The following is a 25,610-nucleotide window of genomic DNA, read 5'->3' as shown; positions in this document are numbered from 1 at the left end:
AAGTAGATGACTCGCACTCCACCACGCTTCCCTGAACCCGCCACCGACCAACGAACCTTTCTACATCCACCGCTACCTGGAATGGGATCGCCAATTTCAGGATTGGCTGCCAGCCAGGCAAAGAACGAATTCCGTTCCTCCTCAGTCCAGATCTTTCTGGCATCTGCTTCGAATGTAGGGGTTTCGATTATGGTAAACATGATGATCAATATACGTCATTGACGGAGTTTTGCAAGGTGGCGGATGGAAGGGTTAACGCTTGCAGCATGCGCGCCCAGGGAATGAAGCCGGAGGCGCAATGTAGTGGGCGTCGCCGTGCCTGCACTGGTTATGCAACATTTCCCGAAAGCACAGGATACTCTGCATTGGACACTAGGGCAGAAAACTCGTGCTTGAACTCATAGTCACCAACGTAGGCCAGAGCGATCAAGCCTGACCAAACAATTTTGAATTGCAGCGTGTCACCAATTCGTTCAAATCTGATCCGGTGTTTCGCGACCGCATCATGCCCCAGTAGATATATATGGAACGCGAGATCATCGTAGTTATCGACTGTTTCGTGGCTCGGGTCGACCAGTAGCTCAAGGCCGTCCAAAAATTCAGGTGTGTACTCTGCTTTTGAGCAAACTCTGAACCCGCCATGGTGCCAATAGTTCGAGGACAAGGTGCATGAGTGATAATTACCCCACACAATTGGCGCCGCCCAGTCTGATGGATAATCGTCGTCTTCGTCGTCTTCTATATCTCGTTCCGCATAGTAGTCAGCGGACTCCAGATGCATGTCAAACCATACGTCTCCGTCTATCTCTTTTGCCGACCAAGCGAACTTTTTGATCGGGTGCCCCTCAGGCCAAGGATTGTCTTTGGAGTAGATTCTGTCAGGTTCCATCTGCAGTCCCTCTTAGTGCATAACGCCTGCCAGCATGCGCGGCTGCGGAATGGTGGCGAAGCCGCCATGTAGTAGCCGTCGCCGTGACTGGCCTGGTTATACGGTTACTGATCGCCGTCTCTGTCCTTAATACCCTGCAATTTTTCAGCAGGGAGATTGCTGTATATCTCGTCAATCTCGCGGGGCTCCGTGATCATTTTCTGAGCAATGAAATTAACCAACCTGAATAACTGGCTTGCAGTGTCCCGATCATCATTGAGGTCAATTTTTCCTGGATGCACGGCATCGTTTCCAATGACTCTGACACTATCTAGCGCTTCTTGAACCTTGGGCGGTAAACCGGCAGCAACAAGCTCTTTGATATCTGTATTTATATTCCTGCCCGACTGGCCGAGGTGAGCGCAGAGCTTCTGAATACCTAACCTCAATAATGCTGCCGCACCTCTTGGTGACAGATTGAAGATAGAACTAGCCTCTTCATAGTCCCTTTTTATATCTTCGGGCAGATCATCATTTGGTGGCTCCACTGACATATTCAGCGGAAAAATTACTGACTCGCCGTGCCAAATCGTAGGGAACCTACAATGTTCACAGTAGGATATTCGAAACCTAGGATCTTGAGTCTGTTCCCCATAGCCGTCGGCCCCGCTTGAGCCACGCAAATAGTACCAATGCTGCTTAGTGTAAACGTGGCAGCTCACGCAATTGAAAGCCTCACCATCCAGAAATGGCGCAATGTATTTTCCTTTCATGCTAAAACTCCGACTTCAATCACGTATAACGCCATTGTTCAGCGGCGACCTTTTTGTAGCGAAGCGGAGAAAAGGGCGTCCGGTGTAGGCCCTTCAGGGCCGGAACGAACTGCAACTACTGGTTATGAGTTTTGCTAGCGGCCAAACAATTTCGCCCAAAAACCTCTTCTCTCGCGCTTCACCGCTTCTTCGATGAAATCTATCTTGGGTTTGCGTCTATCGGATTCTTCTATTAGGTCCATCACCACATTGCCGGAGCTTGTGTAGGTGGTGAGATGGTACTGGTCAGTTTTGTAGCACTTGCCGAATAAGTGCTTGAAGATATCCTTCCAGACTGAGTAATACTTCATGCATTGCTTCTCGGTACCGAACATCACCCCGTAGTTTCCAACGACAAGCGCATGGGTTATCTGCTTACGCTTCCCATTTTCGTCTTTCGCTTTGGCTATCTGCTCTGCATCCAGCGCCACTAATACGAGGTCATTTCCCATAGGAGATCCATACACACATAACAGTGAATTATACGAACACGTTCGTATATCCCGCGTTCGTATAACTCCACCCAAAACGCGCCCAAAATTTCATACTTTTCCTAACAAGAACAGAAGGTTAACAGAAGTCACCACGGCTACCACCGGAGTTATACGCCCTCTTTCGAGCCACCCCCTGCTCTTATCCCGGGGCGTATAACTCCGCCCGCTCAAATCCTAAATTTCAACCATATCAGAAGGTTACATATATTTCCCATGCAATTTTCTGGAGTTTTGCGAACGCGTTCGTATAACTCCGGCTGTCATGCATCTGTTCGCTGCAAGGCCCTGCCCAAGGATTGAAAGTAAGCAAGAAACGCCCGATTGATGCTCTCCCGCTGTGGCCCCTGTGGATAAAGCCCCAACTGGGCCTCTTCGCTCTCTTTGGTGCCTTTCACCAGGAAGGCATTTTTTACGGGGGCGTCCTGAACAAAGGCTTCGAAGGCTCGGGCGCAAAGCTCCTCGGGCCGGCTGTAGTAATGCACGCCGGCGGCTTTGTCGGCCTTGGCCGATTGCCGGAAAAGGTCGCTGGGCTGCTCGCCTGTGCTGTCCAGCAGGATGGTGCGGTAGCAGGCTTGCAGTCGGTCGTTCAGGGGGTGGGCGATGGCATCTTCACGGGTTAGCCAGAGTGTGGAGCCAAATTCAGCTTTGGCAGCGCTTGGGAACAATTTGTCCGCTATGTAGTGGTCGAAAGCATGAAACCATTCATGGGCAATACTGCCGGGGCCGGCATTCTTGGCCAGGGCGAAGCTGCGGGTGGCGGGGGTGTAATGGGCGGATACGCCAGGCCGGCCACCTATGCCGTATTGCAGGGCCAGGCTGCCGCGGAGGGAGATCAGGCTTTCGGTGCCGCCGAGGATAGTCATCAAATCGCACAGGGCGTCGTAGAACAAGGCGGCGCTGCGCTGCTTTTCCGGTTCGGTTACCCAGCGGCCAATCTCCACGGTTCGGAACTGGAAGCGGCGGCGTACATCAAGGAAGGTAACAGGCGCCCCGGCACGATGGTCGGGGCCCGTTCGATAAAACTGTCTGGGCATGGTCGGATTGTACGAGTACGCGGCCCGCTTGTCTCAGTGCGCCGTTAACCGGCGGGGGCGGTTACCCGATTTGCGCATTGCCCGGTCGATTCCAGTTCGGTCAGGTTTCCCAGGGTGGTGCGCGCAATGCTCTCCAGGGCGTTGCGGGTGAAGAAGGCCTGGTGGCCGGTGATCACTACGTTGGGGAAGGTCAGCAAGCGCGCAAACACATCGTCTTTCAGCACGATGTTGGACAGGTCTTCGAAAAACAGGTCACCTTCTTCCTCATACACATCGAGGCCCAGGTAGCCAATCTGTCCGGATTTAAGGCCCTCGATGATCGCGGCGGTATCAACCATGGCACCCCGGCTGGTGTTGATCAGCATCACGCCCTGTTTCATCTTGGCCACGGCATCCGCGTTGATCAGGTGGTGGGTGTCAGGTGTTAACGGGCAATGCAGGCTGACAATATCGGCCTGGCTGAACAGGTCGTCCAGCGCCACATATTCACCACCCAGTTGCTGAGCTTCCGGGTTGGTATGAAGGTCGTAGCAGAGCACCCGGCAGCCAAAGCCACGCATGATGCGCACTACCTCCAGGCCTATCTGGCCGGTACCCACCACGCCCACGGTTCGCCCTCGCAGGTCGAAGCCCAGCAAACCATCCAGTGCAAAATTACCATCGCGGATGCGGTGGTACGCCCGGTGAATCTGCCGGTTAAGGGTCAGAATCAGGGCGACGGTGTGTTCGGCCACGGCATAGGGTGAGTAAGCGGGTACTCGCACCACGTCGATTCCCAGGCGCTCGGCGGCTTTCAGGTCAATGTTGTTGAAGCCGGCACAGCGCAGGGCTACCGCGCGGGTGCCGCCTTCGGCCAACTGGCCCAGTACGGCGCCGTCTACCTGATCGTTCACGAAAACACACACCGCATCAAAGCCTTTGGCGAGTGCCGAGGTGGTTGTATTCAAGCGGGGTTCCAGAAACACCAGTTCATGCTGATGGCTGTCGTCATTGGCCTGCGCAAGGAACTGTTCGTCGTAGGGTTTGGTGCTGAAAACAGCCACTTTCATGGGCTTGGCCTCTTCCGTGGAGAGCGCCCAAAACCGGGCGCCGTGCGCAACGTCACTGTGCTGCCATTACACTCCCGCCGGTGCCGTAGATCAACCTCTGTTGTCTTTGGCACCGGCGGTTCTAGCGCGTTACCACTCCAACTGCGCCCCGGTCTGGTATTCAATCACCCGGGTTTCAAAGAAGTTCTTCTCTTTACGCATGGTGGCCTGCTCGTCCAGCCAGGGCGACACGTTCTTGGCACCCGGGAAAGGTTCTTCCAGGCCAACAGTCCTGGCGCGGCGGTTGGCCACGAAGCGGAATTGCTCGCTGTGGTATTCCGCCGAGTAGCCGAGGATGGGGTCGCGCAGGATGTAGTTGGCGTAGGCCATCTCGGCCGCTTCGGATTCGTCCCACATGTCGCGCACGGCTTTGGGGTCGAAGGTGATGTTTTCTTCCTCAAGAATCTGGTTGACCACTTTCAGGCCGAAGGAGAAGTGCATGGCTTCGTCCCGCAGGATGTACTGCAGTTGCTCCCCGGTGCCGCGCATCAGGCCCCGGCGCTGCAGGGCGAAGATGGGGCTGAAGCCGTTGTAGAACCAGCAGCCCTCAAACACGGCGGCGAAGAACAGGTACGACATGATGAACTCCTGCAGGTCGTCCGGGTTGCGCAGGTTCATGTCGGAGCGCATGGCGGCGTCCAGCCGTCGGTTGGCTACCTGGATCTTGCCGTTGATTTCCGGCACCACCCGGTAGCGGTTGTAGATTTCGCTCTGGTCCAGGTTGAGGGTTTCAATGCAGTGCTGGTAGGTCCAGGTGTGCAGTGCTTCTTCGTACACCTGGCGGGCCTGGTAGATCTGCAGTTCCGGCGCGCTCATTTTCTCCATCACGGCCAGGCCGATGTTGCGCATGGCGAGGATGTCAGAGGTGGTGAGGTAGGCCAGTACGTTTTCATACACGTGCTTTTCCGCCGGGCTCAGGCGGTGGTGATAGTCGTGGACGTCCTGGGCCATGTTGACGTCCAGCGGGGTCCAGTGGTTTTTGTTGGCGTTCATGAAGTATTCCCAGGCCCAGGGGTACTTGAACGGCGCCAACTGGTTGATGTCGGTTTCGCCGTTGATGACGCGTTTGTCGTCTACATTCACCGGCGCCGGTCCGGCGCTGGCCGTCGGCTTGTTTTCAGTTTTTGGTTCGTCGTCCCAATCCAGCATGGTTAGGCCTCCAAAGTTAAGTAAGTGGTTACTGACAGGCTTCGCAATCCGGCTCATCAATGCTGCACACCTGGGGTTGCGGCGCTGCCACCGGGGCGGCTTTTTCGGCGCCGGTAGCGCCCAGGGAGCGCAGGTAGTAGGTGGTTTTCAAACCGCGTTCCCAGGCCAGCTGGTACAGGGCGTCCAGTTTTTTACCGCTGGGTTCGGCCATGTACAGGTTCAGGCTTTGGGCCTGGTCGAGCCATTTCTGGCGCCTTGCCGCGGCTTCTACCAGCCATCTTGGGTCGATTTCGAAGGCGGTGGCGTAGCGAGCTTTCAGTACCGGTGGAATGCGGTCGATCTGCTGCACGCTGCCATCGAAGTATTTGAGGTCGTTCACCATCACGTTGTCCCAAAGGCCTTCGGCTTTGAGGTCGCGCACCAGGGAGGGATTGACCACGGTGAATTCGCCGGAGAGGTTCGATTTGACGAACAGGTTCTGGTACGCCGGTTCGATGGACTGGGAAACCCCAACGATGTTGGAGATGGTGGCGGTGGGGGCGATGGCCATAACGTTGCTGTTGCGCATACCGTTTTTGGCGATCAGCTCACGCACCGGGGTCCAGTCCAGGCGGCTGTTGGTGTTGAGTGACAGGTCCCCTTCCCGGCGGCTGTCTTTCAGCAGGTTGATGGAATCGATGGGCAGGATGCCCTGATCCCACAGGGAACCTTCGTAGGTTTCGTAGGCTCCCCGTTCACCGGCCAGGGTGGCGGAGGCGCGAAGGGCGAAGTAGCTCAGTTGCTCCATGGCCACGTCGGCAAACTCCACCGCTTCCGGGCTGGTGTAGGGCAGCCCCAACTGGTAGAGCGCGTCCTGGAAGCCCATCAGGCCCAGGCCCACGGGGCGGTGTTTGAGGTTGGAGTTCTTCGCCTGGGGCACGGCGTAGAAGTTGATGTCGATAACGTTATCGAGCATGCGTACGGCGGTGGTCACGGTGCGTTCCAGGCGCTGTACGTCCAGCTCGCCGTTGGCGATGTGGGCAGCCAGGTTGACCGAGCCGAGGTTGCATACGGCGATTTCGTCGGCGCTGGTGTTCAGGGTGATTTCGGTGCACAGGTTGGAGCTGTGCACTACGCCCTGGTGCTGCTGCGGGGAACGCAGGTTGCAGGGGTCTTTGAAGGTAACCCAGGGGTGGCCGGTTTCAAACAGCACGGTGAGCATTTTGCGCCACAGTTGTTTGGCAGGGATTTTCTTGAACAGTTTGATCTTGCCCTGCTCCGCCAGCGCTTCGTAATGCTCGTAGCGTTCCCGGAAGGCGTTGCCGTAAAGATCGTGCAGGTCTGGGGCATCGCTGGGGGAGAACAGGGTCCAGTCCCGGTCTTCACGCATGCGTTCGATCAGCAAATCCGGCACCCAGTTGGCGGTGTTCATGTCGTGGGTGCGGCGGCGTTCGTCACCGGTGTTTTTGCGCAGCTCCAGGAATTCCTCGATGTCCAGGTGCCAGCTTTCCAGGTAGGCACACACGGCGCCCTTGCGCTTGCCGCCCTGGTTGACCGCCACGGCGGTGTCGTTGACCACTTTCAAAAACGGCACCACGCCCTGGCTCTGGCCGTTGGTGCCTTTGATGTGGGAGCCCAGTGCACGTACTGGCGTCCAGTCGTTGCCCAGGCCGCCGGCCCATTTGGAGAGCAGCGCGTTATCCTTGATGGCGCCGTAGATACCTTCCAGGTCGTCCTGCACGGTGGTCAGGTAGCAGGAGGACAACTGGGAATGGCGGGTGCCGCTGTTGAACAGGGTAGGCGTGCTGGCCATGTAATCAAAGCTGGACAGCAGGTTGTAGAATTCGATGGCGCGGGCGTTGGGGTCGTCTTCCCGCAGGGCCAGGCCCATGGCGACACGCATGAAGAACACCTGGGGCAGTTCCAGGCGGGCTTTGTTCCAGTGCAGGAAGTAGCGGTCGTACAGGGTTTGCAGGCCCAGGAAACCGAACTGGTGGTCACGCTCGGGGATGATCGCCGCACCCAGGCGTTCCAAGTCAAAGGCGGCCAGGGCTTCGTCCAGCAATTCGTAACGAATTCCGGCGTGGATGAACGCGCTCAGGGCCTGTGGATAAACCTCTGCCAGCGGCTGGTTGCGGGGCAGGTCCAGGGCCTCAGCCGCTTCCAGGCGAAGCTGTTCCAGCAACAGGCGGGCGGTGACGGCGCTGTAGTCCGGCTCTTGCTCGATACGGCCACGGGCCGTCATGATCAGGGCGGAGAGCACTTCGGTTTCCTCAATGCCGTCATACAGGTTGCGCAGGGCTTCGTCGACCAGGGATTCGCCATCAATGCCCTCCAGGCCGGTGGCAGCCTGTTCTACCTGCAGTTTCATCAGGCCCAGGTCCAGAGGCGCCACGTTGCCGTCGGCTTTTTTCACGGTCAGGTGCGGGTGCGCTTCCATGGGCTCTTCGATGGCACGCTTGCGGGCGTGTTCTTCCCGGTAGAGCACGTAAGCCCTGGCCACCTTTTGCTCTTCGGCCCGCATCAGGGCCAGTTCCACCTGGTCCTGAATGTCTTCAATATGCACTTTACCGCCGGCTTTCAGGCGCCGGCTGATGGCCTGCACCACCTGTTCGGTTACCCGATGCACGGCGTCGTTGATGCGGGCAGAGCCGGCGGCTTTATCGCCTTCCACGGCCAGGAACGCTTTGGTCACCGCCACACTGATTTTGGCAGGATTGAATCCAACCAGGGTGCCGTTGCGTTTAATAACTTGAAGGGATTGGGTATCGGCGGCCGGGGCTTCGGCCAGAGCGGTGGCAGACATCGTGTTCTCCTGAAGTCGCGTCAGATTCCATTTAGCCTTCGCGAATGCAGGAGCACACCGTGCCTTGTTTCAGGGCAGGGATAACCGATCTGCTCACCTTGAGTCGCGAAGGTGCAGTACTGTTTCCCTGGCAGGTCTTCGGACTCAGGGGCGTGAATCGTGAGATTCGGCCTTACGTGGCGACTTCCCGGCGCTTGCCAGTGTCTTGATGCCACGCTCGTTCCCCAATACCGCTGCGCGTCAGTTCCGGATTCTCACCGGATTCCCGACTACCTTTATGCCTGAAGTGATCAGAGAATGATCACAACATATGGTAGTCAACCAAGGATTTGGTCACTATATACGGACTAATAGCCACTGACAAGGCACTTTATCGCAGGCCCGCTGTCTGCCATTGCAGTGGCCCGGAAACAAAAGGATAAGTCTATGAAGCGTTCATCACTGGCAGGCACTGCATGGGTGTTGGCTCTGCTATTGGCCAGCCCGTTACTGATGGCGCAGGAGTCTTTACTGCAACCCTTCTCCACCATGAGTTCATTATCCGATGGTTGGGAACCTCTGGAATTTCCCAGAATCGACCGGCACACGCGCTATGAGCTGGTCACGGACGACGGTGTTCAGGTGGTCAAGGCGAGCGCTGATAACAGCGCCTCCGGCCTGATTGCCCGATTGTCGTTAGAACCCGGCGAATCGCTGATTCTGCGCTGGCAATGGAAGGTGTCCAATGTGTTCGACCGGGGCGATGCCCGGAAAAAGTCCGGCGACGACTACCCGGCGCGAATCTACGTGGCCTTTGAATTCCAGCCCGACAAGGCAGGATTCTTTGAACGGGCCAAGCGCAAAACCGTGGAGGTGATGTTTGGCGAGTCCCTGCCGGGTAATGCCCTGAACTACATCTGGGCCAACCGGTTGCCGGAGCAATCCATTGTCGCCAACGCCTTCACCGACCAGACCATGATGGTGGCGGTCAATTCCGGCCCGGAGCAAACCGGTGAGTGGGTCACGGTGGAACGGGATATTGTGGCAGATTACCGGGAAGCGTTCGGGGAGAATCCCCCGCGCATTGTTGGCGTGGCCATCATGTCGGATGCGGATAATACCGGTGAACGGGCAACAGCGTGGTATCGGGATCTGGTGCTTGAGAAGCCGTGAATTGTGGATCGAAAAAAGGCCCCGTATCGGGGCCAAACACGTGAAACGTCGAATCGGCTGTCAGTGGCTGATCATCCACGGGCGCATCGAGGGAAACATTTTTTTACCGTCCGCGGTATAGAACAGCATGGATTTGCCCGGCTTCGGTGAGCCGCAACCACAACTTCGGCTGTGTTCCTTGTCGTGTGCCCTGCGATCGGCAGTCGAGAACACTGGCTCGTGTTTTGAGCGCTCGTTCCGGTCCTGAGCCGATCGTTTGGCCGGGTCCATGGCGGCAATCTCCGGAGGCAGCACTATGACACGGGGTGACAGTGCCTGGCAGGTCGGGCACTCCGCCGGCTTGGCGCAGTCTTCCATGGTGGCCAGCTGGTGGAACAACCCGTGTTCCCGACATTTGTAGTCATACACAGGCATGGTGCTTACTCCTTGTCTTTCGAAAGGGGCACGTCCATACCGCCACTGACTTTCTTCTGTGGGCCATCAGCTGACGGGTTGATGTCGAAATCAAAGATGCCGGTTGGCAGCCAGAGCGTTGCACAGGCATTGGGAATATCCACCACGCCGCTGATATGCCCCTCCACCGGCGCACACCCAAGGATCGCGTAAGCCTGTGCCCTGCTGTAGCCGAACTTGGTCATGTATTCGATGGCATTCAGGCAGGCCTGGCGATAGGCCACATGCACGTCCAGATAGTGCTGGCCGCCCTCTTCATCCACCGAGATGCCTTCAAAGATCACATAATCGTCATAGCGGGGCTTGATGGGGCTGGGCTTGAACACCGGGTTCTTGATGCCGTATTTACGCACGCCGTCTTTGATCAGGTTCACCCGCAAGTGAATCCAGCCAGCCATTTCGATGGCCCCACAGAACGTAATCTCACCATCACCCTGGCTGAAGTGCAGGTCGCCTACAGACAGTCCTGCGCCATCTACGTAGACCGGAAAATACACTTTGGAGCCACGGGAAAGATCCTTGATGTCGCAGTTGCCGCCATGCTCCCTGGGTGGCACGGTTCGCGCGGCCTCAGCGCCAGCCGCCTTGGCTGCGTCCCCTCTCATCTGGCCCATGTGGGCCGTTTCACCGTTAGGCAGAGTAGCCAACTCCGGCACACGGTCAGGGTCCGTTGCTACCAGGCCCGCTTCCCGCTTGTTCCATGTATCCAGAAGTTCCTTGGAAGGCAGGCAACCAATCAGTCCGGGGTGGATCAACCCGGCAAACTCCACGTTAGGAATATGCCGGGACTTGGTGAACATACCGTTGAAGTCCCAGATCGATTTCTGGGCTTCGGGAAAATGTTCCGTCAGAAAGCCACCGCCGTTCTGCTTGGAGAAGAAACCGTTGAAGCCCCACTGGCTCTCCTCAAACGTACCTATGTCCAGAATGTCGACTTCCAGCAGGTCACCCGGCTCTGCGCCTTCGACGCCAATGGGGCCGGACAGGAAATGCACCTGGCTGAGGTCGACATCACGCACGTCGTCGGCACTGTCGTTGTTCTTGATCTGGCCGCCGGTCCAGTCGTAACACTCCACGATAAAATCGTCACCGGGTTTGACGGTGGCCACCAACGGAATATCCGGGTGCCAGCGGTTGTGGACTTTGTCGTTCTCGTAGGCCGATTTATTCAGATCGATCTTGATGATGGTTTCAGCCATAGCGGGCGCTCCTGTACATTGGCTTGTCTGTTTGAATAACGCCTCTACTATCGGCTGCACGGCATTTCGGGGGTATTCGCCAAATACCCCCGGCGCCTACGTCATTCGACGTATTGGCGAACGCTGACCGCGTGTTTAATCACATCGGCTTCAAAGCGCTGGCTCTCCGGATGGGCCAGCAACGCCCGCGCAACCGCCGGCTCCAGGCGCTGGCGAAATGCCCGTAACATCTCCCGTGCGCCATAACGGCTGTCGTAGCCTCGGCAGAGCTCCCGGCGCAGATTCTCGGACAGAGTCAGTTCTGCTTTTTTGCGGGCCAGGCGCTTGTTCAGCCCCGCCAACTCGATATCCAGCAGCGCGTCCAGCCAGTTGTCGGTGAGGGTGTTGTAGTTCAGGATCTGGTCAATCCGGTTGAGAAACTCCGGATCAAAATGGCGCCGAAGCGCGGCATCCCGAATGGTTTCGCCAGAGCCGGGTGACAGCCCCAGCCACCGGCGCCAGCCTCGCTGATAGCGGTGATGGTGAGCCTCCGCATCCAATGCGCCGGCGTTACTGGTCATGAAGATCAGGGTATTGCGGAAGTCGATTTCTCGATTGCCGGAGGGGAATACCAACCGGCCAGTATCCAGCACGTTCAACAGGGTACGGACTACTTCCTTGCTGGCCTTTTCAATCTCGTCGAACAACACGATGCCGGGCTTGCTGAATGAGCCCTGAACCTTGTCCAGATCGAACAGGCTATGGCCTTCCTTGCTGCCCACGTAACCCGGCGGTGCGCCGGTGAGCGCCGCCGAATAATGTTCCTGTGCCAGGGTATTCATATCGATGCGGCACAGGCCATCGCGGTGGCCATGAATGGCCTCGGCAATCAGCCTTACCGTTTCGGTTTTGCCCACACCGGTCGGGCCAAGAAACAGGTGCACCGCCAGCGGCCGGTTGTCCTCACCTATGTCGGCTTTCACCCGCACCAGCATCGACTCCATCGCCGTGAGCGCCTCATCCTGGCCCACAATGTTTGCTCGCAAACGGGCCATCACAGCCTCAGGCTCGAAGCGAAACCGGGAAGCACGAACCGGGCCTGAGGCGGCCCGGTTCTTGTCATTGGTCTCCCGGTTGGCTTCCAGCCGTTCGTTGATAAACGGCATCTGTGCCTCCCGGGCTTAAGCCCCAGCGGATTTTTCCTTGCCGTCAAACGGCAGCTCGCCCACCGGGCACTCAGCCGTGCCCACGGTTTTGCGGGTCATGGCTTCGACATTCTCCTGCGCCTTCTGCGCATCCATCACCCAGGTGCGGTAGAACTCAAACGGACAATCCGCAATGCCCTTGTCGCCATCGCCGGAGGCATGCACGCCGGTGTAACCGCGATGCAGCAGCTTAAACAAATGGTTCTGGGACTGATCATTCTGGCGGGCATCACGAATCTGACTGACCGAGAGCTGGGCGTACTGCACCCCCATATCCTCCTCACCGCACTCACCCAGAGTGCGACCATCAAAGCCGATGATCGCGGAGTGCCCGAAGTAGGAGTAAACGCCATCAAAACCACTGGCGTTGGCCACTGCCACATAGCAGTTATTGGCCCAGGCCATGCTCTTGGCCATCATGATCTGCTGCTCCTTGGCCGGGTACATATAGCCCTGGCAGCGCACAATCAGCTCCGCACCCTTCATGGCGCAATCCCGCCAGATCTCCGGATAATTGCCATCGTCACAGATGATCAGACTGATCTTCATCCCCTTGGGCCCCTCGGTCACATAGGTGGTGTCGCCGGGATACCAGCCCTCAATCGGACACCAGGGAATGCACTTGCGGTACTTCTGAACAATCTCGCCTTCATTGTTGATCAACACCAGCGTGTTGTAGGGCGCCTTGTTCGGGTGATCCTCATGCCGCTCCCCGGTCAGGGAAAACACCCCCCAGGTATTGGCCTCACGACACGCCGCCGAGAAAATCGCCGTCTCGTCACCCGGGATGGCTGCAGCGGTGTCCATCATCTCGTCGTTGTCGTACATGATCCCCATGGTGCTGTACTCCGGAAACACCACCAGATCCATACCCGGCAGCCCCACCTTCATACCCTTGATCATGTCCGCAATCTTACGCGCGTTATCCAACACCTCGGCCTTGCTGTGCAGCCGAGGCATCTTGTAGTTCACCACCGCTACACCGACGGTATCGTTACTGCTGGAAATATCACCGTGTCTCATATTAATCACCCATCAATGCTGAACGTTTACCAAACAGGTTCGGGGAGAGGCGGTGGGGAGGTCCTTTCGGGACCGTATGCGCCAGGGATGGCGCATCCGAGCCTACACGGACGTATTCACGGCGTGTCCCGAAAGGACCTCCCCATCGACTCGACCTCCCCCAAATGAATTAAACAGCCAGATAACTGGCAATCTTGTCCTGATCCGCCTCCTCCCGAAGCTCCTCGTGAACAATCTCCCCCTTCTCGATCACCAGAATCCGATCCGCCGCATCCATCACAAAACTCAACACCTGCTCCGACACCACAATCGACAACCCCCGCTCATCGCGAATCCGCCGAAGAGTCTTGGCAATGTCCTTGATGATGTTGGGCTGAATACCCTCAGTCGGTTCATCCAGCAGCAACACCTTGGGCCGGGTAGCCAGCGCCCGGGCGATCGCCAGCTGTTGCTGCTGTCCACCAGACAGGTTGCCGCCCCGGCGATGCAGCATTTCCTTCAGCACCGGAAACAGCTCATAAAGGTCCTCAGGAATCTTCTTCTCCCCGACCGCAGCCAGGCCGGTCTCAATGTTCTCCTTCACGGTCAGGGTCGGAAAAATCATCCGGCCCTGGGGCACAAAGCCGATCCCTGCCCTCACCCGCTGGAAACTCTTAAGGTTGGAAAGATCCGCACCATCCAGCAGGAGCTGCCCACCTCTGGTCGGCGTCATACCCACCAGGGACTTCATCAACGTGGTCTTGCCCATACCATTGCGGCCAACCACGGCAACGATCTCATTCCTACCAATCTCAAGGTCCAGGTTCTCGATGATGTTGCTCTGGCCATAGGCCACCGAATGTTGTTTGACGCTCAGCATGATCAATGCCCCAGGTAGACTTCGATGACTTTCGGGTCCGATTTCACGTGTTCGATGGACCCCTCTGACAACACCTTGCCCTGGTGCATCACCGTTACCCGGTCAGCAATGTCACCCACGAACTGCATGTCGTGTTCGATCACCAGAACCGTGTGTTCACGGGTAATCACCTTGAGCAATTCGGCGGTTTTCTTGCGCTCCACCACCGACATACCCGCTACCGGTTCATCCAGCATGATCAGCTTCGGCTTCTGAATCAGCAGCATGCCGATTTCAAGCCACTGCTTCTGACCATGACTGAGCAGAGACGCCGGCTGCTCAAGCATGTCTTCAAGAAAAATGGTCCGGGCAACCGATTCAATTTCCTCCACCACCGCAAGATCCCGCTTGAACGCCAGGGCGCCCATCACCGAGTGGCCCTGGGGGTAAGACACTTCGAGATTCTCGAACACGGTGAGGTCTTCAAACACCGAGGGGGTCTGGAATTTACGCCCAACCCCAGAATGCACAATCTGGTGCTCTTTCATCTTTGTCAGCTCCCGCCCCTGGAAGCGAATGGAGCCTGACGTGGCCCGGGTTTTCCCACAGATCAGGTCCAGCACCGTGGTTTTACCCGCACCATTGGGGCCGATGATCACCCGGATTTCGTTTGGGTCCAGGTAGAAGGACAGGTCGTCTACCGCTTTAAAGCCGTCGAACGATACGGTCAGTCCCTCTACCGCCAACAAAAAGTCCTTACTTTTGCTTTTGGCTGCTTTCATCAGGATTTCTCCGGGCTGTACTGGTCAATGAGCGGGTCGTATTCCTTGCCCCGTTCCCCAGGGGTTTGGGCCGGCGCTGTTGCCTTGGCTTTCTGGCTACCATCGGTCTTTGGCTTGCGTCTGAACAAACGCTCCTCCAGAGGCATCACGTAAGTCTGGTACAGGCCTGCAAGACCATTGGGGAAGGCCAGAACAACGCCAATAAACAGCGCACCCATGGCAAAGGGCCACAGTTCTGGAAAGGATTCGGAAAACCCACTCTTGGCGGCGTTGACCAGTAGCGCACCGTAGACGGCTCCAAGGATGGAAAGACGGCCACCCAGGGCACAGAAGATCACCATCTCGATCGAAGCCACGATGCCGATGAACGAGGGCGACATGAAGCCGACACTCAAGGTAAACAGCGCGCCGCCGATGCCCGCAAAAGCCGCAGCCAGGCAAAACACGAAGATTTTGAAGGCGGCCACGTCGTAGCCGGAAAATCTGACGCGATTTTCCTGGGTATTCATCGCCACCAGGATGCGCCCGAGTTTGCGCTTCTGGATCAGGCGGGCAGCGAACAGGCAGACGAACAACAGCGCAAGCGTTACGAAGTAGAGGGCCGTTTTCGCTTCATCGGTACGGATGTCCCAACCCATCAGGGTTCTAAGGTCGGTGATGCCGTTGATGCCGCCGGTGTAACCCTGCTGACCAATGATCAGGATGGTCAGGATGGCGGCGATGGCCTGGGTGATGATGGCAAAGTAGACGCCACCCACACGCCGGGTGAACATGGCAACGCCGATAATGAGAGCCAGCAGAACCGGAACCCCGATCACGGCAATCAGGGTGAAGGCGAAGCTGTTGAACGGCTCCCAGAACCAGGGCAAAGCGGTGATCTGGTTCCAGTCCATGAAGTCTGGGATGCCGGGCGTTGACTGTATGGCCGTCGCTTCCGGCGTTGAGGCCTCAAGCTTGAGGTACATCGCCATGCAGTAGCCGCCAAGCCCGAAAAAAACGCCCTGTCCCAGGCTGAGAATGCCTGCTTTACCCCAACACATCACCAGGCCAATGGCCACAAAGGCGTAGGTCAGGTACTTGCCGACCATATTCAATCGGAAGGCATCGAGCATGACCGGCAAAACAACCACCAGTAACAGCGCCAACGCCAGATAGTACAGCCCCTCTCGGGAGGCAAACCATTTCACAACGGGTGAGTCTTTCATGACGGTCTCCTAGCGACGAATCTTCAGGGCCATAAGTCCTTCCGGGCGCAGCATGAGAATGCCGACAACCACCAGAAGCGTGAGTACCTTGGCCATCGAACCACTCAGGAAGAACTCGAGGGTGGACTGGGCCTGAGAGATGCCAAACGCAGACACAATGGTGCCAATCAGGCTCTGTGCACCGCCAAAGACCACCACCAGGAAGGTGTCCACGATGTAGGCCTGGCCGGACGATGGGCCAGTCGAGCCGATCATGGTGAAGGCCGCGCCGGCAATACCCGCAATCCCGCAGCCCAGGGCAAACGTGGCCCTGTCGACACCGGCACTGTTGATGCCCACGGCTTCGGCCATGGGCCGGTTCTGGACCACGGCCCTTACCTTTTTGCCCCAACCGGATCGGTACATCAGGAAGTAAACGGCTATGGCGATGGACAGCGCGATGATCATCACAAACAGCCCGTTAATGGGCAGATCCACCATGTCGGTGACCTGGATTGATCCCATCATCCAATCCGGCAGGGTGACCCCTACTTCCCGGGCACCGAAAATCGTGCGGTAGGCTTGCTGGAGAATCAGGCTCAGGCCCCAGGTCGCCAACAACGTATCCAGCGGCCGCCTGTACAGATGCCTGACCATGGCCCATTCGACAAAGGCCCCCAGCGCCGCGCACACCAGAAAGGCAAAGAGCATGGCGACGAAGAAATAGCCCCCGAACAAACCGGGCAGATAACTCTGAAAAGCACTGGAGGTCAGGTAGGTGGTATAGGCACCGAGGATCATGAATTCCCCGTGAGCCATATTGATCACCCCCATCTGACCAAAAATGATCGCCAGGCCGAGTGCCATCAGCACAAACACTGAAAACAGGGACAGCCCGGCAAACCCCTGCATGGCAAATATCGACATCAATTCACTGGTGGTGTAGCCATCAAACATGACCCTTACTCCCTAGAGATAACGCACCCAACCGTTCGGAAAACCGGCGGCCGGCGCCCCTTGGCACCGGCCAGCCGTGCTTACTGGTAACCTTCCGGGAAAGGATCTGGCTCCATCAGGTCTTCTGTTTCGTAGACCACTTTGTACTGGCCATTGCGCTGGGCGTTGCCAATACGGGTCTTGGACCAGAGGTGATGGTTTTCGTGGATGCGGACATAACCTTCCGGGGCTTTGGTGAACTCAATGCCCGGTGAGGCTTCACGCACTTTGTCGACATCGAAAGAGCCGGCCTTCTCGACAGCCATCTTCCACAGCCAGGGGCCAAGGTAGGCAGCCTGGGTAACATCACCGATGACCATGTCATCACCCCAGGCTTCTTTGAACGCGGCCACAAACTCCTTGTTGTTGGGGTTATCCAGGCTCTGGAAGTACTTCATAGAGGCATAGATGCCCTCTACGTTTTCACCACCGATGCCCCGGATTTCGTCTTCGGTCACAGAGATGGTCAGCAACAGCGGGCTTTCCTTGGTGAAATCAATGCCAGCGGCTTTCATCTGCTTGTAGAAGGCCACGTTGGAGCCGCCCACAACCGAGGCGAAAATAACGTCCGGTTTGCGCAACTTGATCTTGTTGATCACCGAGTTGAACTGGGTATGGCCCAGTGGGTAATACTCCTCACCAACCACCTTCAAACCCAGCTTGTCGATGTGTTTGCGAGCGATCTTGTTGGAGGTGCGGGGCCAGATGTAGTCCGAACCCAGCAGGTAGAAGGTTTTGGCGCCCTTCTCTTCAACCGCCCAATCGATACTGGCCAGGATTTGCTGAGTGGCTTCCTGCCCGGTGTAGATCACGTTCGGTGATTGCTCCAGGCCCTCGTAGAACGTGGGGTAGTACAGCATGCCATTGAACTGTTCGATTACCGGCAGGATGGCTTTCCGGGAAGCGGAGGTCCAGGCACCAAAAATGGCCGCAACCTTGTCCTGGCGCAGCAGCTTGCGGGATTTCTCCGCGAAGGTGGGCCAGTCACTGGCGCCGTCTTCCTGCACGAACTCGATCTGCCGGCCCAGCACACCGCCGGAGGCGTTGATCTGTTCAATAGCCAGTTTCTCGGCCTGTACTGAACCGATTTCACTGATCGCCATGGTGCCGGTGATGGAGTGCAGTATGCCAACCTTGACGGTGTCGTCTGTCACCGCAAGCCCGGTGGTATTCACCTCGGAGGTGGGGGGTGTGGCCGCCTGTGCCGATGTAGCCAGCATCATGGATGCTGCCAGCGTCATGAGCTTCTTGCGAAGCCCGGTTCCCTTGCCGAATGACCGCCCGTTGGCGGTTGAATCTGTCGTGCCCATGGTTATTCCTCGCAGTGTTGGTATGCCGGTACCGCACTTCAACAAACGAAGCACAGCGCCCACGACACACATTCTGCTCAGGCACTGACACAGAGCCCATTCGGCAATCACCCCAGCGGCCTACGTCATTTGACGCATTCCTGTCACGGGCTCAGCAGGCTAAAACGCGAATACGAAAGCAATAATGTCAGGCGCGATTCCTTATCCGCACCATCACATGGCATGGATCTTGTTCCAGCTGTCAAAGACGGTGCTGCCAACCCGGTAGTTGCACCAAAAAGTCGCGCTCTGTACCAGAAGGCAAGGCACTATGGCCGCAAGACAGAATATTTTTCGGGTCCGGCGACGTTACAACCAGTGGGTTGCCAACCAGACCCTGGAGGACTACGCGCTTCGCTTCACCGCCAAGAGCGCCCGCCGCTGGTCGGCTGCCAGGGTCAGTCATACCGCCCTGGGTGCCATATCCTTTCTGGCCATGGAAGCGATCGGCGGTGCCATTACACTGCACTACGGCTTCGACAATGCCGTTGCGGCCATCCTGGCGGTCAGCCTGGTGATCTTTCTGACCGCCATACCCATCAGCTACTACGCAGCCCGATATGGCGTCGACATAGACCTGCTCACCCGTGGCGCCGGCTTCGGCTACATTGGCTCCACCATTACCTCGTTGATCTACGCCAGCTTCACCTTCATCTTTTTTGCCATCGAAGCGGCCATTATGGCCATGGCCCTGAAAATGCTATTCGGCATTCCTCTGGTGCTGGGCTACCTGATCTGTTCGGTGGTGATCATTCCTTTGGTTACCCATGGCATAACTACCATCAGCCGGTTCCAGGTCTGGACTCAGCCCGCCTTTATCGTGCTGCAACTGTTGCCCTTTGTTTTCATCATTTATGCCGATGCGTCATCGGTCAGTGACTGGACCCAGTTTGGCGGTGTCGGTGTATCGGAAGGTCAGGGTTTCAATGTGCTCATGTTTGGCGCTGCCGCCGCCGTGGTTTTCTCGCTGATTGCCCAGATTGGCGAGCAGGTTGATTTCCTGCGTTTTATTCCCGAGCCCCAGACGCCAAAGGATAAACGCCGCTGGTGGATAGCGGTGATGGCCGGAGGTCCTGGCTGGGTTGTGATCGGGATGATAAAAATCCTGGCAGGCTCTTTTTTGGCCGTATTGGCACTGAATCAGGGCATTCCCGCCAGCGAAGCCGCCGATCCTACCCACATGTACCTGGTCGCGTTCAGTTACGTGACCCATTCCCCGGAAATCTCCCTGGCGTTCGCGGGTATTTTCGTCATTCTGTGTCAGATCAAGATCAACGTAACCAACGCCTACGCCGGCTCCATTGCCTGGTCGAATTTCTTCTCCCGGCTCACCCACAGCCACCCCGGCCGCGTGGTCTGGCTGGTGTTCAATGTGGCTATCGCGCTGCTGGTGATGGAACTGGGGGTGTACCAGGCACTGGAAGAGACGCTGGGGTTCTACGGCATCGTCGCCATTGCCTGGGTAGGTGCTCTGGTGGCCGATCTGGCGATCAACAAACCGCTTGGGCTAAGCCCCGCCCACATCGAGTTCAAACGGGCACACCTTTACGATATCAATCCGGTGGGTGTCGGGGCGATGATCACCGCCTCCCTGGTAGGTGTTGTCTGCCACTCCGGCGCGATTGGCCTTTATGCCCAGGCACTCTCGCATTTCATCGCCCTGGCGGTCGCCCTGGTCATGGCCCCGGTTATTGCCTGGCGAACCGGCGGCCGTTTCTATACCGCGCGCCCATTCACACCGATCGCTACCGATCACCAGCTGGTGCAGTGCAGCATCTGCGAGCACGCCTTTGAGCCGGAAGACGTAACCCACTGCCCGGCTTACGCGGGCACCATCTGCTCCCTGTGTTGCTCCCTCGACGCACGATGCGACGATGTCTGCAAACCCGGCGGGGGCTATAAGGAACAGCTTCAGCTGTTCCTGGGCAAATTCGTTCCCGATTACCTGCTGGTTCGCCTGCGATCACGCCTCGGTCATTTTCTGAGTTTGTTGCTATTGATCAATGGCTTGTCCGGCCTGCTGCTATCTCTGATCTATTTCAAGACCCCAGTCGCGACGAGCGCGGAAGGCATCCTGCTGTCGGTAACCCTCTGGAAGGTCTTTTTCATTCTGGTCATCGTGACCGGTGTGATTTGTTGGCTGTTCGTTCTGGCCCACGAAAGCCGGGTGGTCGCAGAGGAGGAATCCCGGCGCCAAACCCGATTGCTGACCGAAGAAATTGTCGCGCACGAGAGAACCGATCAGGCTCTGCAGCAGGCCAAGGAACAGGCCGATGCGGCCAACCTGGCGAAAAGCCGTTACCTCACGGGCATCAGCCATGAGTTGCGCTCTCCGCTCAATGCCATTCTGGGTTATGCCCAACTGATGGCGAACGACGACGACATCCCCGCCCACCGCAAGGAGGCACTGGGTGTGATTCATCGTAACGGCGAACACCTTGCCGATCTGATCGAGGGTCTGCTGGATATCTCCAAAATCGAGGCGGGCCGCCTGGACTTGCACCGGGACCAGGTGCGGATTGAAGTTCTGATGGAGCAGTTGGTCACGATGTTCCGTTTGCAGGCCGAGGAAAAAGGACTAGCCTTTGAATACCATTGCCCGTTGCCACTTCCTGAGCGGGTAACCGCCGATGAGAAACGTCTCCGCCAGATCCTGATCAATCTGCTGTCGAATGCCATCAAATACACGGATCACGGCCGGGTGTGCCTGACACTCCGCTATCGGAGCCAGGTGGCCGAGTTCACCGTGCAGGATACCGGTGAAGGCATTGCCGAAGCTGACATCGAACGGATCTTCCGTCCGTTCGAACGGGTTCGTTCCGCGGGGCAGAGCCGGATAGGAACAGGGCTGGGGCTGACCATTACCCGATTGCTGACCGAAATCATGGGGGGAGACATATCGGTTACCAGCACCCCCGGAAAAGGCAGCACCTTCAAGGTCAGCCTGATGCTATCCAGCCTGCATGAGGTTACCCCCCGCTCCATAACCGCACCTGCCCGGCGGATCTACGGCTACCACGGCACCCGTCGTAAAGTGCTCATCGTGGATGATGATCTGTCGCACCGCCAGGTCATTCGAGCCATGCTGTCGCCCCTTGGATTTGACGTTGGCGACATGGGGAATTCTCTGCTGGTCTCGCAACAGGTCAGCAGCGACCGACCGGATCTGATCCTGCTTGATGTATCCATGCCTGGGCTTAACGGTTGGGAGATCCTTCAACAACTCAGAGATGCCCAACACCACATGCCAGTCATCATGATCTCCGCCGACGCCAACGAAGGCCAGCACTCACCGGGTTCGCCCCACCTGCATGATGGCTACATCATCAAGCCGGTTCGCCTGAATCTGCTGCTGGATACTATCGGCAAAGTGCTAAACATCGCATGGCGCTTCAAACCCAGCCCGGACCCGCTCGCTGCACTTGAGCCTCCGGCGCAAGCTGAACTGACGTTACCAGGATTCGAGGAATGCCAGGCTCTGATGTCGCTGGCCCGAATCGGCCACCGCAAGGGGCTGCTTGAGGCCTTGAACAAGCTTAAACACAGCGGCAAAGCCGACAGCCACTTCACAACCGAACTGACAAAACTCACCAACGAATTTCAGTTTGAGAAAATTCTTGCGTTACTCGAGGTACCCGAACATGAGTCTGCCTGAACAGAAAAAAACCGTGGTCATGGTCGTGGATGATGCCGTCGATTCGATCCGGATGATCAGTGACGCCCTGGAGGAAGCAGGCATGACGGTTCTTGTAGCGTTGGAAGGTGGGCAGGCACTTACTATCAGTCAGAACATCGTGCCAGACATCGTTCTTATGGACGCCCTGATGCCCCACATGGACGGCTTTGAGACCTGTCGCAGGCTGAAGGAAAATCCGGCGTTCGCCGACATTCCGATCGTGTTCATGACCGGTCTCAGCGATACCGAACACGTAGTGATGGGGCTTGGTTCCGGCGGCGTCGACTACATTACCAAACCCATCAATACCACCGAATTGCTGGCCCGTATGCAAGTGCATCTGGCGAACGCACGCATGACACGAAGTGCTCGCTCAGCACTGGACCGGGCCGGCCAGAATCTGTTTTCCGTCAATGCCAGCGGTGAATTGCTCTGGGGAACGCCCCAGGTTTACCGAATACTGCCGGGCAACGAAGACCCGGAACAGGAGTCCCTGCGAAAACAGATTGAAGTCTGGCTTACTCGCCAACCGGAACCGGGGCATGCCCTCCCCATCCGGCTTGCGGATACCCCGCGTTCCATCGAGTTCCTGGCGCTGATTGATGAGAGAGAATACCTGCTGCGGATCAAAACACCTCAGAACCCGCACAGTTCGGCGACGGCACTACGAGAGGCCTTCGAACTCACACTCAGAGAATCCGATGTACTGTTGTGGATTGCCAACGGCAAAACCAATCGGGAAATCGGTCAGATTCTGGACATGAGCCCACGCACGGTGAACAAACACCTGGAACAGGTTTTTCGGAAAATGGGCGTGGAAAACCGGACGGCCGCAGCTGCAAACGCGATACGGGTGCTGGCCATCAGCTAGTGTCCCGTCTTAATCACTCAACGATACTCGTCAGGAAACCCCGGCAATACAAAGGTTTTCTCGAATCGGCGCACCGGCGGCACCTCACCACGCTCGGCCAACCGCAGATAGGCATCATCAAACGCCTCTCGAAGAATGGCGGCCCGGGAGCTGGCCAGCGAGAACATCCAGGCGCTGTTGCGGCTTCGTACTTCCGATTCCCGGATAATGGCATCTGAGGGGTGGGTCAGGATTTCTCGCACCGGTTGGCGGTAATCGAGCAGGTAATCACCCCGCTTTCGTTTCAGCATGTCCACCGCCGAGCGATGGTTCGGCGCCTCGGTGATGCGAATGTCTGGCTGGTCTTCTAACCAGTACCTAAGGCCTCCATAGGTGTAGCCACCGATCAATATCACCATGCTGCCATGCAACTGGTCCATGTGTTCAAGCGGTTCTGTGTCTTGGCGATACCAGGCACTCAACTCCACGGGAATCGGGCTGATCCAGCTTTCCAGAACCGCCTCTTTCAATACTGGCGTGGCAGATAATCCCAACCAGAGGTCAACGGTGCCGTCTTTCAGGTAGAGGTAGGTACGTGCCACAGGCAGATAGATGAATTCCAGCTCGTAGCCGGCCTCAGCGGCAACCTTCCTGGTAATCTCCACAAACTCACCCGCTGGTTCACCCTCAGCTGTGCGGTAGGTGATGGGCGGAAACTCCACATAGGCAACTCGCACGGCCTTCATGCTATATGGATTCTGGTCGTCAGCATGAACCAGAGCGGTATAGAAAAGTCCGACCAGAACAACAAAAAGCCCCGTCAGCGCCCAGGCGCCACGAGGCAGATCAGTGGAGTAACGTTGGCAACTGCGCATGTATACCGCTTATCGTTATCTGTTTCCCTAGAGAGTAACAGATAGGCGAAACACTGTGGGGCCAAACGTTAAAAAACGTGTACTCAGAATGAATGGGTCACCATGTACAGACCCACTCCCCCCATCACGATGGTGTACGGAAACGCCATGATCACCATTTTGCCGTACGACAGCCGCACCAATGGCGCGATGGCGGAAGTCAGCAGAAACAGAAACGCCGCCTGGCCATTAGGAGTTGCCACGCTGGGCAGGTTAGTGCCGGTGTTGATGGAAACCGCCAGGGTCTGGAAGTGCTCATAGCTGATGGCGCCGGCATCCAGCGCCTGCTTGACCTCGCTGATGTACACCGTCGCCACGAACACGTTATCACTGATCATCGACAACAGGCCGTTGGCAATAAAGAACATGCCCGGCTGCTGGTGCTCCGGCAGGCTGAGTACGTAATCGATGATCGGTTTGAACAGATGCTGCTCATGAATCACCGCCACCACGGCGAAGAACACTACCAGCAGAGAAGTGAACGGCAGGGATTCCTGGAAGGCTTTGCCAATCTGGTGCTCGTCTGTGACGCCGGTAAACGAGGTAATCAGGATGATCACCAACAGGCCAATCAGGCCAACTTCAGCAATGTGAAACGCTAGGCCGATCACCAGGATGGCGGCAGCGATGGCCTGAATCCACAGGGATGCCTGGTCGGCTTTGGTGCGGCGGGCACGCTCGTTCTTGGCGAACTCTTCCAGCACCTGGCGAACCGGCTTGGGCAGTCGGCCGCCGTAGCCGAACCAGCGTAGTTTCTCCAGCGCCCAGCAGGTCGCCAGGCCGGCGAACAGCACCGGGATACTCACCGGCGCCATGTGCAGGAAAAAGCCCACGAAATCCCAACCGACCACTTTGGCGATCAGCAGGTTCTGGGGTTCACCCACCATGGTGGCGACCCCACCAAGAGCGGTACCGATGGCCCCGTGCATCAACAGGCTGCGCAGAAACGCCCGGAAGTTTTCCAGGTCTTCCCGGTGCAGCTCGATCACTTCTTCATCGCTGCCGGCGTTGTGGTCTTTCTGTTGATAACCTTTGCCAGAAGCCACTTTGTGGTAAACCGAGAAAAAGCCCACCGCCACGCTGATAATCACGGCGGTCACCGTTAACGCATCCAGAAACGCTGAGAGCAGCGCGGCCGCACTGCAGAATAACAACGACAAAGCCGACTTGGAGCGAACCCCCACCAAAATCTGGGTGAAGGTAACCAGCAGCAGGTCTTTCATGAAGTAGATGCCCGCCACCATGAACATCAGCAGCAGAATCACCGGGAAGTTCACCAGAACCTCGTGATACACGGCGTCTGCCGTGGTCAGCCCGATCAGCAACGCCTCCACCGCCAGCAAACCGCCCGGCAACAGCGGATAACACTTCAGCGCCATGGCCAGGGTGAAGATGAACTCACCGATCAGCAACCAGCCAGTCACACCCGGCCCGAACACGTACATCACGATGGGATTGGCAATCAGAAACAACAGAATTACCTGTTTGTACCAGACAGGCGCTTTGCCAAGAAAATTATGGGTAAAGCCAGACAGGACGGTGTTGGGCATTGCGATGGTCTTCTGAGAAAGCGGGTTATTGGAATAGTGCGCCGGAGGATCAGAATCTTCCTTGATATTTGCGTACCGGGGTATGGTCCAAAGGTACAAACGTAAGACCGCTTTTGGTCTTAATAATAAAAAGGAGAGAGTATACGCTCGGGCTTCACAATAATTTTCGTAATACTACTTAATTATCCCTGGACGGGCGACGGCATTTTAACCGATTTTCGGTCGGATAA

At 57.1% G+C, this 25,610-nt stretch carries 21 protein-coding genes, 1 pseudogene and 1 riboswitch; of the genes and pseudogenes, 3 read left to right on the top strand and 19 right to left on the bottom strand.

Translation table 11 applies throughout. The annotated features are described in order from the left end of the window. From J122_RS24840 to J122_RS16250, 8 genes and pseudogenes are all read right to left on the bottom strand, one after another. Positions 1 to 200 (bottom strand): annotated as a pseudogene (locus J122_RS24840) (transcriptional regulator); the annotation flags it as partial. A gap of 128 nt (positions 201 to 328) precedes the next feature. Continuing rightward, a complete protein-coding gene (locus J122_RS23670; RefSeq protein ID WP_061333216.1) occupies positions 329 to 889 on the bottom strand; it encodes a hypothetical protein in 561 nt (186 codons plus the stop codon). A 104-nt stretch (positions 890 to 993) separates the two neighbouring features. Next, positions 994 to 1,641 carry a DUF4145 domain-containing protein gene (locus J122_RS16275; RefSeq protein WP_061333215.1) on the bottom strand — a complete coding sequence of 216 codons (648 nt, stop codon included), beginning with the start codon at positions 1,639 to 1,641 and terminating at the stop codon, positions 994 to 996. 134 nt (positions 1,642 to 1,775) lie between these two features. Then, a complete protein-coding gene (locus tag J122_RS16270) occupies positions 1,776 to 2,132 on the bottom strand; it encodes a hypothetical protein (protein ID WP_061333214.1) in 357 nt (118 codons plus the stop codon). 302 nt (positions 2,133 to 2,434) lie between these two features. Beyond that, complete coding sequence (locus tag J122_RS16265) at positions 2,435 to 3,208, bottom strand: CLCA_X family protein (RefSeq protein WP_061333213.1); 774 nt, start codon at positions 3,206 to 3,208, stop codon at positions 2,435 to 2,437. A gap of 44 nt (positions 3,209 to 3,252) precedes the next feature. Then, positions 3,253 to 4,257, bottom strand: a complete 1,005-nt coding sequence (locus J122_RS16260; protein ID WP_061333212.1) for a 2-hydroxyacid dehydrogenase — start codon at positions 4,255 to 4,257, stop codon at positions 3,253 to 3,255. Between the two features lie 129 nt (positions 4,258 to 4,386). After that, a complete protein-coding gene (locus tag J122_RS16255) occupies positions 4,387 to 5,445 on the bottom strand; it encodes a ribonucleotide-diphosphate reductase subunit beta (protein WP_061333211.1) in 1,059 nt (352 codons plus the stop codon). Between the two features lie 28 nt (positions 5,446 to 5,473). Beyond that, positions 5,474 to 8,230, bottom strand: coding sequence for a ribonucleoside-diphosphate reductase subunit alpha (locus J122_RS16250; protein ID WP_061333210.1), 2,757 nt, complete (start codon positions 8,228 to 8,230; stop codon positions 5,474 to 5,476). A 111-nt stretch (positions 8,231 to 8,341) separates the two neighbouring features. After that, positions 8,342 to 8,540: riboswitch (cobalamin riboswitch) on the bottom strand. Positions 8,541 to 8,656: 116 nt separating this feature from the next. Here J122_RS16250 and J122_RS16245 point away from each other — a divergent pair. Next, complete coding sequence (locus J122_RS16245; protein ID WP_061333209.1) at positions 8,657 to 9,382, top strand: DUF3047 domain-containing protein; 726 nt, start codon at positions 8,657 to 8,659, stop codon at positions 9,380 to 9,382. A 60-nt stretch (positions 9,383 to 9,442) separates the two neighbouring features. On the opposite strand, the gene J122_RS16240 is transcribed toward J122_RS16245, so the two are convergent. The 9 genes from J122_RS16240 to urtA all read right to left on the bottom strand — a co-directional run bounded on the left by J122_RS16240 (position 9,443) and on the right by urtA (position 18,351). Then, positions 9,443 to 9,796: an FmdB family zinc ribbon protein gene (locus tag J122_RS16240; protein WP_061333208.1), complete on the bottom strand. Its 354-nt coding sequence runs from the start codon at positions 9,794 to 9,796 to the stop codon at positions 9,443 to 9,445. Positions 9,797 to 9,801: 5 nt separating this feature from the next. Then, a complete protein-coding gene (gene fmdA, locus J122_RS16235) occupies positions 9,802 to 11,034 on the bottom strand; it encodes a formamidase (RefSeq protein ID WP_061333207.1) in 1,233 nt (410 codons plus the stop codon). Between the two features lie 101 nt (positions 11,035 to 11,135). Then, positions 11,136 to 12,179, bottom strand: coding sequence for an AAA family ATPase (locus J122_RS16230; RefSeq protein WP_061333206.1), 1,044 nt, complete (start codon positions 12,177 to 12,179; stop codon positions 11,136 to 11,138). 15 nt (positions 12,180 to 12,194) lie between these two features. Further along, entirely contained in the window at positions 12,195 to 13,241 is a 1,047-nt protein-coding gene (locus J122_RS16225) for an aliphatic amidase (RefSeq protein ID WP_061333205.1), read from the bottom strand. 169 nt (positions 13,242 to 13,410) lie between these two features. Then, complete coding sequence (urtE, locus tag J122_RS16220) at positions 13,411 to 14,100, bottom strand: urea ABC transporter ATP-binding subunit UrtE (protein ID WP_061333204.1); 690 nt, start codon at positions 14,098 to 14,100, stop codon at positions 13,411 to 13,413. 2 nt (positions 14,101 to 14,102) lie between these two features. Then, on the bottom strand, positions 14,103 to 14,861 hold the full coding sequence (urtD, locus tag J122_RS16215) for an urea ABC transporter ATP-binding protein UrtD (protein WP_061333203.1): 759 nt from the start codon (positions 14,859 to 14,861) through the stop codon (positions 14,103 to 14,105). After that, positions 14,861 to 16,066 carry an urea ABC transporter permease subunit UrtC gene (gene urtC / locus J122_RS16210; RefSeq protein ID WP_061333202.1) on the bottom strand — a complete coding sequence of 402 codons (1,206 nt, stop codon included), beginning with the start codon at positions 16,064 to 16,066 and terminating at the stop codon, positions 14,861 to 14,863. Before urtC ends, urtD begins: the two co-directional genes overlap by 1 nt. A gap of 9 nt (positions 16,067 to 16,075) precedes the next feature. Then, the gene (gene urtB, locus J122_RS16205; RefSeq protein ID WP_061333201.1) at positions 16,076 to 17,002 is read right to left on the bottom strand and encodes an urea ABC transporter permease subunit UrtB; all 927 of its coding nucleotides are present in this window, start codon (positions 17,000 to 17,002) and stop codon (positions 16,076 to 16,078) included. Between the two features lie 80 nt (positions 17,003 to 17,082). Next, on the bottom strand, positions 17,083 to 18,351 hold the full coding sequence (gene urtA, locus J122_RS16200) for an urea ABC transporter substrate-binding protein (RefSeq protein WP_061333200.1): 1,269 nt from the start codon (positions 18,349 to 18,351) through the stop codon (positions 17,083 to 17,085). A gap of 310 nt (positions 18,352 to 18,661) precedes the next feature. Between urtA and J122_RS16195 the strand changes: the two genes are divergently transcribed. Together J122_RS16195 and J122_RS16190 are read left to right on the top strand one after the other, a co-directional pair. Next, positions 18,662 to 22,045 carry an ATP-binding protein gene (locus J122_RS16195; RefSeq protein WP_061333199.1) on the top strand — a complete coding sequence of 1,128 codons (3,384 nt, stop codon included), beginning with the start codon at positions 18,662 to 18,664 and terminating at the stop codon, positions 22,043 to 22,045. Continuing rightward, positions 22,032 to 22,937: a response regulator gene (locus J122_RS16190; protein ID WP_061333198.1), complete on the top strand. Its 906-nt coding sequence runs from the start codon at positions 22,032 to 22,034 to the stop codon at positions 22,935 to 22,937. The genes J122_RS16195 and J122_RS16190 overlap by 14 nt, the downstream gene beginning before the upstream one ends. Positions 22,938 to 22,954: 17 nt before the next feature. Here J122_RS16190 and J122_RS16185 read toward each other — a convergent pair whose 3' ends face one another. Together J122_RS16185 and nhaB are read right to left on the bottom strand one after the other, a co-directional pair. Continuing rightward, a complete protein-coding gene (locus J122_RS16185) occupies positions 22,955 to 23,791 on the bottom strand; it encodes a substrate-binding periplasmic protein (RefSeq protein WP_058090889.1) in 837 nt (278 codons plus the stop codon). 83 nt (positions 23,792 to 23,874) lie between these two features. Further along, positions 23,875 to 25,380 (bottom strand): sodium/proton antiporter NhaB, encoded by a 1,506-nt coding sequence (gene nhaB / locus J122_RS16180; protein ID WP_061333197.1) that lies wholly within the window; start codon positions 25,378 to 25,380, stop codon positions 23,875 to 23,877. Between the last annotated feature and the right edge of the window lie 230 nt (positions 25,381 to 25,610).

Source organism: Marinobacter excellens LAMA 842, from assembly GCF_001574445.1.
GTDB lineage: Bacteria > Pseudomonadota > Gammaproteobacteria > Pseudomonadales > Oleiphilaceae > Marinobacter > Marinobacter shengliensis.
Note: the sequence above shows the minus strand (reverse complement) of the source record. Positions and strands in the feature narration are given on the sequence as shown.